Raw genomic sequence first — 12,835 nt, 5'->3', positions numbered from 1 at the left:
GGTCGGCCTCCCGGCGAAGTGGTCGGCTTCTGAGAACCGGGAGGCGTGCGGGGATCACAAGGAGGCGCGCATTTTTCGGGCGGGCCGCAGGGCGACCGAGAGCAGGAGAAGCCCGGCCAGGCCGGCCAGGAGGCGGAGGCCGTGACGGGCGAGGAAGGGCCGCTGGCGCAGGGGCAGACCGGCCTCCCCGTCCCCCACCAGCACGACGCCGGCCCAGAAGAAGGGATGGGCGGTGGACTCCCTGGTGCGCAGGGCCGCCTGGGCGCCGGCCAGGGCGGCGGCCGCGCTCCGCCCGGCGGCCAGCTCGGCGTAGAAGCGCTCCATCAGCGCGGCGGTCGCCGCATCGTCGACGGGCCAGAGTGTCGCGATCACGGCCGGCGCGCCGGCGCCGAGGAAGGCGCTCGCCAGGCCGAGGACGCCCTCGCCCGAGAGCCGGCGGCCGTCCGCCGAGGCGCAGGCCGCCAGCACGGCGAGGCGCGCGTCGAGCCGGCCGCGGGCGATCTCGGCCGCGCTGAGCCGCTTGCCGCCGAGCAGCAGCGCGGACTGCCAGGGGCTCTGGTCGTTCAGCTCGGCGTGGGCGGCGATGTGCAGCAGGTCGTAGCCGCGCAGGCGCTCGAGGGAGATGTCGCCGCCGACCGCCCCCGGCAGGAGCAAGCGCTCGACGCCCCGATAACCCCGCGCCAGGGCCGCGGCTTCGCGGCGTGCGCCCGGCAGGGCGACGCGCTCACCGTCGCCCGCAAGGGCGAGCGCGCGCAGCGGCCGCAGTGGCGCCGGTGCCCCACCGCCCGCGCGCAGTCCGACGAGCACGGCGGCGGCGGGGACGCGGATCCACTCCCGGCCCCCGGCAAGGTCGAGCAGGGCGGGAGCGAACAGGTTGAGCACGCCGTCGGGGACGAGCACCACGCGCCGGCTCGCCACCAGGAGGTCCTCGATCCCCCCGAAGAGCTGGCCGCGCAGGGCGGCGGCCGCCGCCGCGATCACCGCCTGCTCGGCCTCTCGCGCGGCGGCCGGTGCGGCCCGGTCCGGCGGCGCGGCGAGCAGACCATGCAATGCGCGCAGGCGGCCGCTGATCAGTTCCTCGGCCGGCAACAACAGGGCGTAGCAGTGCGCGCGCGTCACCGCGAAGAGCAGCGAGCGCTCCGGGCCGAGATAGAGGTCGAGCAGCAATTCGCCGTCGCGCAGGGTCTCGCGCTGCAATCGATCCAGGTTGGCCGTTGCCCAGGCGGACTCGCCCGCGGGGGCGCCAGGCCCGAGCATGCGCTCCTGCAGCGTGCGCGCCTTGAAGCGCTGGAGCTGGTCGAAGGCGGGGCGCGTGCGCGCAGCCTCCTTGAGGCCGGCGCGCGGCGCGAGCAGGGCGAGCGCAAGTTCGCTGTAGAGGAGATGACCGGCCGCCCCGCGCTGCTCACGCCACTCGGGGTCGCGCGGCAGGCTGCGTTCGGCTTCCCAGATCCGTGCGCCCTCGCGCAGGAGAACGAGGGCGCTGTCGGCGTGCCCCAGCGCGCGCTGTGCAGCGGCGAGGCCGGCCAGCGCCTGCACGCGCAGGCCGCCCAGGCCCAGCTGGGCGGCCTCGGCGGCGGCGGCGCGGTAGCGCGGCAGCGCCTCTGCCGGCCGGCCGAGCGCAAGCAGCCGGCGACCGGTCTCAGCAGCGATCGCCGTTGCGAGCTGGCGGTCCTCGAGCGGCGCATCGCCGAAGGAGAGCGCGGCGAGCGCGGCCGCATCGCCCTCGCAGCGGGCCAGGGCGCGGGCGAGGCCGAGACGGGCGTCCAGCGCACTGCGCTCGGGCAGGCGCGCGCCCATGGCCAGCACCTCGCGGTAGATCCCCGCCGCCTGGCGCGGGCGCGCGCGGCGCATCGCCAGCTCGGCGCGGCCGAGTTGGGCCCGGGCTTCCAGATCGGGCCAGCCGCCGGCGCGACTCGCGCCGAGCAGGGAGTCGAGGAGCGCTGATGCCGCCGCGAGCCGCCCCAGCTCTTGCTCGCAACGGCTGATGTTGAGCGCGGGCAGGAAGGCGCCCTTGGGGTAGTGCTCAGCGATCTCGATCTGGCGGGCGCGGTCGAAGTGCCCGATCGCATCGCCGGGATCGCCGAGGTCGAAGGCGAGGCCGCCCAGGTTGTTGAGTGCCATCGCTTCGACCGTCGGATCGCCGCCGGCGCGCGCACCCGCGGCCGCGCGCCGGTAGCAGTCCATCGCCGCGCGATAGTCGCCGAGACTGGCGAGCGCGCCGCCGAGACCGTTCCAGGCCCAGATCTCGCCGCGGCGCTCGTCGGTGGCGGCGAAGTGCGCGATCGCCTGGCGGTAGCGCTCGGCGCTGCGCGCGCTCTGGCCGGCCTGGTAGTCCTGCCAGGCCAGCCCCACCTGCGCCCAGCCCTGGTGCCTGGCGTCACCGGCGGCCGCGGCCAGGTTCTGCAGCTCGAGGTAGCGCTGCGTCGCCTCGGCGGCGCGGCCCTGGCCCTCGAGCGCGAGACCGAGCCAGCGCAGCGCGTTGAGCCGGGTGCGCGTGTCCCCTCGCGCCGCGCCCAGCGCGAGCGCTTCGCGCAGCGGCGCCTCGGCGAGGCCCGCGCTGCCCAGCGACGTCAGCAGCTCGCCCTGGCGGACGAGCAGTCCCGCGAGCCGGGCGCTGTCGCGCGCTGCGCGCGCGGCGGGCAGGAGGGTGTCGATGAGGGCGAGCGCCTCGGCACCGCGCCAGGCGAGGCGCAGCGAGTCCAGCCGCGCCAGCGCGGGCCACGCCGCCGCTCCGGTCGCGCCAACCGGCGCGGGCCGCGCCGGCGGGGCCGCGAGCAGCGCGAAGAGGACGGCGAGCGGGACGACATGCCGGGCGCGAAAACGCATGCCGGGCTCAGGGCGCCGCGGGCAGGGCGAAGGTCGCCGGCGACGACTGGACGAGCGGATCCCCACCCGCGCGCGCCTGGACCTGCCAGACCAGGATGCGCGCACCGGCCAGCAGTGCGCGCAGCTCGCGAGCCTCCAGGCGCAGCTCCGTGGCGCCCCCGCTCGAGCGCTCGGCCAGCAGCGAGAGATCCGGTGCCAGCAGCCGCACCGAGTAAGCGTCCGCGCCCGCCACCGGCTCCCAGGCGAGCGCGAGGCCGCCGTCCGCCAGCAGGCGCGCCGGACGCAGGCGCAGCCCCTGGCCGGCATCCGGCAGCTCCTCGTCGACGCGCAGCCGGATCTCCCGCTCTCGCGTGCCTCGCGGCAGCGCATTCAGCGCGACCAGTAGCAACAGGACCGCGGCGAGGGCGAGGCCCAGCCGTGCCGCCGGATGCTCGAGAGACAGCCGGCGAACCCGCGGCCTCGCTGCCGCCCCCTCGCTCTCCGCGATTGCCGCGCGCAGCCCGGCGTCCAGTGCGGCGAGCGCCGGCTTCAGCTCCCGGGGCGGACAGGGCGCCGCCCCGGCCATGAAATCGCGGTAGTCGGCCAGGCGCGCCTGGCAGGCGGGGCAAGCGTCCAGGTGCCGGCGCCGCGGGTCCGTCGCCGGTAGTTCGGCCAGCTCGGGGAGCAGTTCGGGCAATGGGCAGCGGTCAACCACGGACCTCGTCTCCTTCCTCGGCCGCCAGCGCCGCGCGGAGGCGGCGCCGGGCGCGCTGCAGGACTGCCCGCGCTCCGCTGGCTTCCTCGATCGCCAGCAGGCGCGTGATGCCGTCCACCGGCATCTTCTCGACGCAGCGCAGCCACAGCACCTGCTGGTCCAGCGGCGGCAGCGCCGAGCGGATGAGCGCCAGGAGGCGCTCCTCCTCCTCGCGCCCGGAGAACTCGTCGTCCTGACCACCCTGGGCAGCGGGCAGGGCATCGAGATCGAGGCCCTCCTCAAAGAGCGCCGGGCTCCGGAGCGCATTCAAACACCGGTTCCTGGCGATCGCGAAGAGCCAGGTGGAGAAGCGCGCGCGGCCGTCGAAACCGGCGAGGCCGCGGTAGGCGTTGACGAGCACGTCCTGCGCGAGATCCCTGGCCAGTTCGTGTTCGCCAACCCGCCCGTAGCACCAGCGATAGACGCGCTCCTGGTAGCGACCGAGCAGAGCGGTGGCCGCCCGGCGCGCCAGCGGCGAGGGCTCGCCCTGGGTCAGCGCCCAGAGCTGCTCGTCGCTGAGCCCCGCTGTTGCACGCCTCTCCGCTGCCAGAGACACCTCGCCTCCCGGGAAATCACAGGCCGGACGGCCGACCGCCGGCTAAAGAATAGCAAATCGTCCGGAATCGCCGCCAGCCGGGGGAGCGGAGCCGCCGGCCGCGGGGCCGCGAGGCCCTGCTTGACCCTGCGCCGCCGGCCTCGCTAGGGTCGCGCCAGCCACGACGCGGGAGGATGCGGATGAGCAAGCCGGCGAGCGGCCAGCGCGGCCAGTGGACGGGCCGCCTGGGCTTCACCCTGGCGGCGGCGGGCAGCGCCGTCGGTCTGGGCAATCCCTGGAAGTTCCCCTACATCGCAATGGAGAACCACGGCGGCGCCTTCGTGCTGATCTACCTCGCGGCCGTCATCCTGGTCGGCGCGCCGATCATGGTCGCCGAGATCCTCATGGGCCGCCGCGCCGAGAAGGACCCGGTGGGCAGCTTCCGCGCGCTCTCGGCGGGCAAGCGGAGCGCCGGTCTCTGGCCGGGCGTTGGCGTGCTCGGCGTCATCACGGGTTTCGTGATCCTCTCCTAATTACAGCGTGGTCGCGGGCTGGACCCCGCGCTACATCGCAGGGGCACGGGCGAATGGCCAGCTACGGCGCCTGGCGCTTCGCGATCCGCTTCGCGGCGCCGCTGGCCGTGGGCGCGATCATCGTCAGCGTGATCCTGGGCCGGGAGTACCAGTAGGATGAGCAGGCCGGGAGCGGGCAGCCTGGGCGCAGGTCGTCCCTAGGCGCTCGCGGCGCGGCCGCGCAGGGCGCTCTGCAGGGTCTCGAGGTCCCGCAGCGCGGCGGAGTCCTCGCTGCGCGGATCGGCGAGGGTCGAGGCCAGGCGCAGGTTCAGCGCGCGCCCGTTGTCGCTCTTCAGCTCCGCCCGCAGGTGGAGCCCCCCTTCGCGCTCCAGACTCACGGGCCCGACGCCGTCCCCCGGCACCTTGAACCAGGCCAGCTCGTCCAGCAGGGGGACGAGCAGCCAGCCGTCGCGGGTGGCGTAGAGCACGAGCAGATCGCCGGCGGCCAGCTCGTCCAGTCCTCCGAGGTGGTAGGTCCGGTACTCGGCGCCGATCGCCTCCTCGCTGACGCTGGCGATGCGCGAGCGCAGGGCGCTGAGGGCCTCCTCGCCGCGGCGGCCGACCCGGGCGAGGTAGATCCCGAGCAAATAGGCAACCAGCGCGAGGATGACCGCCACGGCGGCGACGCTGTTGGTGGCGATGCTGTCCCGGCCACCGAAGAGGAGGATGCCAGCCAGGACCAGCGCCAGGAGGGAGAAGAGGTAGAGGCGGGCCGGCGTCATGCGGCCAGCGTGGCAGGCAGCCGCAGGCGCGTCAAGCCCTCAGCTGGCCTCTGCCCGCTGGGCGAGCCACAGCTCCAGGGCGAGGAGGAGGGCCGCGAGGATGAGGAGGCTGCGCGCCAGCTCCTTGCCGTAGCGACCGGCGTGCAGCGCCGTCGCTAGCGGCTGGCCGGCATCGACGACCTGCAATCCGGGGAGGCCGAGACGGATCGGGATGCTGTCGACCGGCAGCGGCGCGAGCAGGCCTTCGGCGGGAGGCGCGCTCACGGCGGCGAGGCCGAGGGTGCGCGCCGCCGTTTCGCCACGCGTCTGCAGGCGGTAGATCCCGGCCTGCCGCGCGAGGGCGCGCACGCGGGGCGGGAAGCTGGTCTCGTCGAGCTGCAGCGGCTGCGCTTTGCCGTCGGGGCCGATCAGCTCGAGGCCCTGCGCAGCCTGCCCGGGGTCGGTTCCAGCGGAGGTGCCCGCGAGCGGCCAGCTCAGGGCCTGCCCGGCCTCGACGAGCTGCGGTTGCCCGGCACCGGCCGCTTCCTGGGCCAGCTCCTGCAGCAGGGGCAGGAACATCGAGGAGTAGGGCAGCTCGCCCCCCTCGGGCCCGACCTCGAAGAGGAGAAAGCGGACGCGGCCGCGACCGTGCTCCCAGCCGAGCAGCGCCGGGCCGCCGGAGGCGAAGCGCGCGAGGATCTCGCGCTCGCCCGGGCGCGTGCGGAAGCTCGTCCAGAGGGGCTGCTCGGCCAGAACGCGCCGGTGTTCGGCCGAGAAATCGGCGAAGAGCGGATGCTCCGGTTCGAGCTGAGCGAGCGTCTCGCGGCCGCCCTGAGCCGCCTCCAGCTCGGCCGGACCGCCGAGGCGCGGCAGCAGGTAGCGGGCGAGGTCGCCGGCGCCGGCGGCGCTGGGCGCGACGACGAGCCCCCCGCCCGCGTCGACGAAGTCGGCGAGGAGCTGGCCGCGAGTCGCGTCGAGGCCGTCGCCGCCGCTGAGCACGACGAGATGACGGTCCGCGAGCAAGTCGCTGGCGAGGGCCGAGACGCCACGCTGCTCGAGATCCAGCGCGATCGCCTCCGGCCGCTGTCCCCGGTAGGGATCGAGGGCGCGCGCCAGGTGATCGGCCGGCGAGAGCCGGGCGCCGCGCTCGCCGGCCGCACTCGGCGAGGCGACGAGCAGCACGCGCAGGCGCGCGGCCACGCTCAGCGTGAAGGGCAGGGCGTCGTCGGGAGCGAAGCGGTCGCGCTGCTTGCGCCAGAGGCCCGTCACGCCGCGCTCGCCGCCGGCCGGCAGCGTGACGGCGAGACTGCGCCACTGGAGCTCGCCGGCCGTTGCGGGTTCGACGCTGAAGCCGCCGCGGTGCTCGCCGGCCAGCTCCAGCTCGACCGGATAGGCCTCGCCGCGCTGCGCGCCCGTCGTCCGCGCGGCCACTCCCAACTCGAAGGGCTGGCCCGGCAGCAGGGGCCGCACGGGCAGGCGCAGGCCGACGAGGCCGGCATTGGGGGGCGGGCTCTGCGAGAGCGGCAGGGCGAAGAGGCGCAGCTCGCCCGCGGGCGGCAGGGTCGTGCTGTCGGCGGCGAGGGTGGCGCCCGCGAAGTCGCTGAGCAGGTAGAGCTCGCGCTGGGGCTGGGGGCGCTGGGCGAGATCGACCATCGCGCGGGCGAGGCCGGCGCGCAGCGCGGCGCCGCCGTCGGCCTGCGGCCACTCCTCGAGCAGGGCCGCCGCGAGAGCCGGGCTCAGCGGGCCGCCGCCGAGGTCGCGCGGCTCGGCTTCCAGGGCATAGACGAGCACTTCGTCCTTGGGCGCGAGGTCGGCGAGCAGGTCCCGCGCCCGCGTGCGGGCGAGCTGTGCGAGGCTGCCGCGCTCGGTCTCGAGCTGCATGCTGGCGCTGTTGTCGATGAGCAGTGCGATGGCGCGCGGCGCGTCCTCGGGGAAGATGGCGGCAATGGGCCCCGTGAGCGTGGGCCTGGCGAGCGCGAAGGCGATGAGCGCGACGAGCAGCATGCGCACGATGAGAATCAGCAGCCGCCGCAACTCGAGGCGGCGCATCTGCCGGCGGTTCAGCTCGCGCAGGAAGCGCAGGCTCGGCACCTGCAGGGTGGGCAGGCGCCGCCGCTCGAGCAGGTGGATGACGAGCGGCACGAGGCTGCCCAGGAGGCCGAAGAGCAGCACGGCGTTGAGGAAGCCCACGGGCACCGTCCGAAGAGGGGTAGCGGGAAGCTAGCAGGCAGGCAGCTACGCGGCAACGCCGACCGGGTGCCCGCGGCGCGCTCGCCTGGCGCGGCGGCCGCCAGCCTAGGCGGCGACGAGTTCGAGCAGGAAGCGACGGATCTCCCCGCCCCACTCGGGCAGGGCGGCACCGGTCTCGCCGCGCAGTAGCGCGCGCTGCAGCATGGCCAGCCAGGCCGCGGCGACGAGTCGCGGCGAGAGGGGGCGCAGGCCCAGGCGCGGCCGGTCCGCGGCGAAGGCGGCGGCGACCCGGGCACTGAGGACGCGCTCCAGGGCGCGCAGGGACTCGCGGGCCGAGGCGGGCAGCGCCGTCTCCTCGGCGAGCAGGCGGGCGTAGAGCTTCTCCTGGGCCGCCAGGCGCTCCAGCTGCAGGGCCAGCTCGGTCGCGAGGCTGGAAGGGGGCGGACCCAGCCCGGCTTCGAAGTGGGCGGCAAGACCGCCGACAAGAGCGGCAAGCAGGTCTTCCCGGCGGGGGAAGTGGACGAAGAGCGCGCCGTGGGAGAGCCCGGCGGCCAGAGCCACCTTCTGGGTGCTCGTGGCCGCCAGGCCCCCCGCGGCGATCAACTCGCGGGCGGTCGACAGGATGGCCTCGCGGCTGCGGGCCCTTCTCTCGTCCCTCCTGCTCGGCAAAGCGACCGCCAGACTGAGCATGCGCTCAGTGAGTTATCGCTCATTTTACCGAACAACCTGACAAAGTCAAGAGCTCCTGTCGACAAATCACTTGCATGGCTCCATTACCAGCGAGGAACGGCGATGCCCATGGCATTCGCGGTGAAGGCGTACATGTCCGCATACTCGGCCAGGGCCTTGTCGAGGGGCTTGCCGCCCCCGTGGCCGGCCCGGGTCTCCACCCGCAGCAGTACCGGCGGGCTGTCCGGGGCCTGGGCTGCCTGGATGGCCGCCGCGTACTTGAAGCTGTGGGCCGGCATCACGCGGTCGTCCGTGTCGGCCGTGGTGATCAGGGTGGCCGGGTAGCGCACGCCCTTCTTCAGGTTGTGGTAGGGCGAGTAGCTGTGGAGCACGGGGAACATCTCGGGGTCCTGCGGGCTGCCGTAGTCGCCCTCCCAGTAGGCGCCGAAGCCCCACTGGTTGAAGCGCAGCATGTCCATGACGCCGACCATCGGCAGCGAGACGCCGAAGAGATTCGGCCGCGCGTTGACGACCGCCCCCACCATCATGCCGCCCTGGCTACCGCCCATCAGGGCGAGCCGCGCGGGCTGCGTGTAGCCCTCGTCGATGAGCCACTCGGCGCAGGCGATCATGTCCTGGAAGCTGAGCAGGCGCCCCTCGCGCGAACCGGCGAGGTGCCACTCCTCGCCGTACTCGCCGCCGCCGCGGATGCAGGCGGTGGCCCAGATGCCGCCCATGTCGTACCAGGCCGTCTGGGTCGTCGAGAAGAAGGGCTGCTGGGAGCCGGAGAAGCCGCCGTAGCCGTAGAGCACGGTCGGGTTCGTGCCGTCGAGTTCGAGGCCCTTCTTGTAGACGAGGAAGATGGGGATCGCCGCGCCGTCCACGCTGCGGCAGAAGACCTGCTTGGACTCGTACTGGCTGGTGTCGATCGGCACCTCGTACTTCCGGTAGGGCTTGATCGCGCCGCTGGCGATGTCGTAGCGGAACATCGTCGTCGGGGTGACGAAGTCGACGTAGCTGAAGAAGGTCTCGGTGTCGGTCTTGCGGCCGCCGAAGCCGTAAGCGGTGCCGCGGCCCGGCAGCGCCACCTCGCCGAGGCGCCTGCCCTCCAGCGTGTAGCGCAGGATCTGCGTGCGCGCGTCCTTGAGGTAGGAGACGAAAAGCTCCCCGCCCGTGTAGCTCGCCCACTGCAGCGCGAAGCGGCCCTCGGGGATCACGGTCTGCCAGGCGCTTTCCTCGGGGCGCTTGCGGTCGATGACGATGATGCGGCCCCGCGGCGAGTCCTTCGTGGTGCTGAACCAGAGCCGGTCGCCCTCGTTGTTGATGAAGCTGTACTCGTTCTCGTGGTCGTCGATGAGGAGCGTGGGCTTGGCGCCGGGCTTCTTCACGTCGAGCAGGTAGATCTTGCTGTGCATGGCGCCGCGGGGCGTCGCGTAGAGCAGGCCGAGGTCGCGCTCCTCGTTGAGGGCGAGGCCGACCAGCCAGTCCGGGTGCTCGGGCAGCGAGAAGATCAGCTTGTCCTTGCTCTGCGGGTCGCCCAGCTTGTGGTACCAGATGGCGCCGTTCTCGGCCGTGGCGAGGGTCTCCTCGCCGGGCTTGGGCTCGGGGAAGCGCTCGTAGTAGAAGCCGGCGCCGGCCGCGTCCCACTGCGCGCCGCCCTTGCTCCACTTGATGAGGTCCTTGCGGACCTTGCCGCTGGCGATGTCCATCACCTGCCACTCGGACCAGTCGCTGCCGCTGGCGCTCTTGCCGAAGACGACGCGCTTGCCGTCTTCGCTGACGTCCATGCCCGCCAGCGCGATGGTGGCATCCGCGCTCCAGGTGTTGGGGTCGAAGAGCACCTTGGGCGTGCCGTCCAGGCTCTCCGACCAGTAGTGCACCCATTGGTTTTGAAGGCCGTCGTTCTTGGCGTAGAAATACCGCCCGGCCTTTTTGTAGGGCATCGAGTAGCGCGGGTAGTTGCTGAGCTGCTTGAAGCGGGCGAGGAGGCGGTCGCGGCCGTCGATTCTCTCGAGCTGGCCGAAGGTGAGAGCGTTCTGGGCCTCCACCCAGGCCTTCACCTCGTCGCTGCCGATGTCCTCGAGCCAGCGGTAGGGATCGGCGACTTTCGTGCCGTGATAGTCGTCGACCTGGTCGACGGTGCGCGAAGGCGGATAGCTCAGGGCGCTGGCCGTGGTCGCGAGGGCGGCGACGGCGAGCAGCGCGAGCGCGAGTCGGGCGCGTTGTGCGCGCATGGAGTTCCTCCTGGAATCGGGGCGGGGGGAAGCCGCGGATCGACCCGCCGAGGGCGGGCACCGCAGTCTAGCACGCCTACGAAGTCAAGGGCAGGGCGTTGCGCGCCGGCTTCAGAGCGGCCGCCGCATCACCTGGGCGCGGTCGCAGCAGTGGATGGAGAACTCCCGCGCGGCGAGCACGGGCGCCGGCACCTCACCCCGCGCGACCGGCACAAAGCCCAGCCGCGCGAAGAAGCCTGCGGCGCTGAGCGTGAGCAGGTAGACCTCCCGCGCCCCCTGCGCCTCCAGCTCCGCGAGCACCGCCGCCACGAGCGCGCGGCCCAGCCCCCGCCCGCGGGCTTCGGCGGCGACGGCCACCGAGCGCAGCAGCGCCGCCTCGCCGTGGCGCTCGGTGCCCGCGCAGGCGAGCACGCGGTCGGCCTCGCGGAGCACGCGCATCTGCACGGGGGCGTCTTCGGGGCCGGGCACGGGCAGGCCCGCAGCGGTGAGCAGCGCTGCCACGGCGGCGTCGTTGTAGGCTGCAGGCTCGATCGTCGCCGCGGCGGCCGGCAGGAGCCCGAGCTCGGCGTCGGCCTCGATCTCCACCAGATAGCGCGGCTCGATGAGCGCGGCCACCTGCACCATGCTCGTGGCCGGCATCACGTCGCCGAGCGCCTCGCGGTGCGCGCGGCCCACGGCCTCCCAGTCCCGCGCGATGTCGGTGACGAAGATGCGCGTGCGCACCACATCGGCCAGGCTGCCGCCCGCTCGCGCCAGCGCGGCGGCGATTCTCTCGAGCGCGCTCTTCGCCTGGGCGTAGGCGTCCGCGCCTTCGCCCACGGTGCCCGTCACGTAGAGCCGCCGGCCGGCGCGCACCACGCGCGAGTAACCGACGACCGCCTCCCAGGGCGCGCCGCTGCCGAAGTTCTCGCGCCGCACGGCTACTCCGGTTTCCGCGCGCTGAAGCGTGCGCTCCAGACCTTGCCCGCCAGGGCCTCGGCCACGCGGCCCGCGGCCTTGCGATCCAGGCCACCGCCGCCCTCGCAGCCGCAGCCGCAGCCGGTCGCCGGCGCGCCTTCCTCGCCCAGCTCGCAGACCATGTCCGCGAGCTGGCTCGCCTCGTAGACGAGCCTCTCGGGCACCTCCACGTCCACGAGTCCCGCCGCACGCAGGCCCGCGCAGTACTCGGGCTCGCTGATTGCGCCGCCCAGGCAGGCGCTCCTCACCTGCGCGTTCTCGCGCAGGGCCGCGGGCAGATCCTCGGCGACGATGTCGCTCACGCGCAGGCGGCCGCCGGGCCGCAAGACCCGCGCGATCTCCGCGAAGACGCGCTCCTTCTCGGGCGACAGGTTGATCACGCAGTTGGAGATGACCCAGTCCACGGAGGCGTCAGCCACGGGGAGCGCTTCGACCAGCCCCTTGCGCAGCTCGACATTGGTCAGGCCTGCGGCGGCGATGTTCGCGCGGGCAGCCTCGAGCATGGCCTCGGTCATGTCGACGCCGATCACGCGGCCCGTCGGCCCCACCTTGCGCGCGGCGAGGATGAGGTCGAGCCCGGCGCCGCTGCCCAGGTCCAGCACGGTCTCGCCGGGGGCCACCTCGCTGAAGGCCAGGGGGTTGCCGCAGCCGAAGCTGCTGGCGAGGATGTCGCCCGGCAGGCCGGCGACGTCCTCGGCACTGTAGCCAGCCAGGGCGGCCACCGTGGGCGCCACGGCCTTGTCGCCGCAGCAGGAGCCCCCCTGCTTGATGGCGGCGGCGTAGTCCCGGGAAATGCGCTCGCGGGTGGAGTCGTGAGTGCTCATGTCTCTCCTTCTTTGGGGTCCATACCGCAGGTGCCCGGCGGGCAGCAGGCTCCCGGCGCGCAGGCGGCGGGCGGACAGCAGGCGTCGAGGGCGTCGGCGATGGCGCGCAGGGTGCTCGCCAGGTCGCTGGTGAGCTGGTAGTGCACTTCGCGGCCGCGGCGCTCGGCGACGACGATGCCCGCCTCGCGCAGGCGCGCGAGGTGCCGCGAGACCACGGAGAGGTCCCGCTCGCAGCAGCCGCGCAGCGCGCTCACCGTGGCCGGCCCGCCGGCCGCGGCGAGGCGCAGCAGCAGGGCGAGACGGTTCGGGTCGCCGAGCGCCTTGAAGAGTGCCGGGCTGAGCAGGCCGTCCAGGGTGTCGCGAGGTTCCAAATTCGCTTGCATAGCTGTGCAAATATAGATCGAAGGGAGAGCGCCGTCAAGGGGCCGGCGCAGAAGCCCACCAAGAACTGCAAGCGATTGTCAGTGTTTCGTTTCTGGCGCCACTCGCCCCCGGGGGCGGGCTAGTCCCAGCGCAGGCCGCGCTCGATGTAGAGCTTGAGCAGGCAGAGGAAGGCCGCCCAGCCCTGCTTGTAGTCGGTGGAGTCGCGGTCGG

The 12,835-nt window shown here is 73.8% G+C and carries 7 protein-coding genes and 3 pseudogenes; 2 read left to right on the top strand and 8 right to left on the bottom strand.

Annotated elements, in window-relative coordinates:
* Window positions 1-54: 54 nt before the first annotated feature.
* Both FJ251_01330 and FJ251_01325 read right to left on the bottom strand, forming a co-directional pair.
* Window positions 55-3,195 (bottom strand): CHAT domain-containing protein, encoded by a 3,141-nt coding sequence (locus FJ251_01330; GenBank protein ID MBM4116374.1) that lies wholly within the window; start codon window positions 3,193-3,195, stop codon window positions 55-57.
* A gap of 317 nt (window positions 3,196-3,512) precedes the next feature.
* Window positions 3,513-4,115, bottom strand: coding sequence for a sigma-70 family RNA polymerase sigma factor (locus tag FJ251_01325; GenBank protein MBM4116373.1), 603 nt, complete (start codon window positions 4,113-4,115; stop codon window positions 3,513-3,515).
* A gap of 179 nt (window positions 4,116-4,294) precedes the next feature.
* On the opposite strand from FJ251_01325, the pseudogene FJ251_01320 reads away from it, so the two are divergent.
* Window positions 4,295-4,787: pseudogene (locus tag FJ251_01320) on the top strand (hypothetical protein).
* A gap of 516 nt (window positions 4,788-5,303) precedes the next feature.
* Window positions 5,304-5,390, top strand: a pseudogene (locus FJ251_01315) (extradiol dioxygenase).
* A 37-nt stretch (window positions 5,391-5,427) separates the two neighbouring features.
* Here the strand turns inward: FJ251_01315 and FJ251_01310 are convergent.
* From FJ251_01310 to FJ251_01285, 6 genes and pseudogenes are all read right to left on the bottom strand, one after another.
* Complete coding sequence (locus FJ251_01310) at window positions 5,428-7,563, bottom strand: hypothetical protein (protein MBM4116372.1); 2,136 nt, start codon at window positions 7,561-7,563, stop codon at window positions 5,428-5,430.
* Between the two features lie 99 nt (window positions 7,564-7,662).
* A complete protein-coding gene (locus FJ251_01305) occupies window positions 7,663-8,247 on the bottom strand; it encodes a TetR/AcrR family transcriptional regulator (GenBank protein ID MBM4116371.1) in 585 nt (194 codons plus the stop codon).
* An 83-nt stretch (window positions 8,248-8,330) separates the two neighbouring features.
* Window positions 8,331-10,460: a S9 family peptidase gene (locus FJ251_01300; GenBank protein MBM4116370.1), complete on the bottom strand. Its 2,130-nt coding sequence runs from the start codon at window positions 10,458-10,460 to the stop codon at window positions 8,331-8,333.
* A gap of 555 nt (window positions 10,461-11,015) precedes the next feature.
* Window positions 11,016-11,378 (bottom strand): annotated as a pseudogene (locus FJ251_01295) (RidA family protein).
* A gap of 2 nt (window positions 11,379-11,380) precedes the next feature.
* Entirely contained in the window at window positions 11,381-12,241 is an 861-nt protein-coding gene (gene arsM, locus FJ251_01290; protein ID MBM4116369.1) for an arsenite methyltransferase, read from the bottom strand.
* Window positions 12,238-12,624, bottom strand: a complete 387-nt coding sequence (locus FJ251_01285) for a helix-turn-helix transcriptional regulator (GenBank protein MBM4116368.1) — start codon at window positions 12,622-12,624, stop codon at window positions 12,238-12,240. The genes arsM and FJ251_01285 overlap by 4 nt, the downstream gene beginning before the upstream one ends.
* Window positions 12,625-12,835: the final 211 nt, after the last annotated feature.

Source organism: bacterium, from assembly GCA_016873475.1.
Classification (GTDB): Bacteria; Krumholzibacteriota; Krumholzibacteriia; order JACNKJ01; family JACNKJ01; genus VGXI01.
Note: the sequence above shows the minus strand (reverse complement) of the source record. Positions and strands in the feature narration are given on the sequence as shown.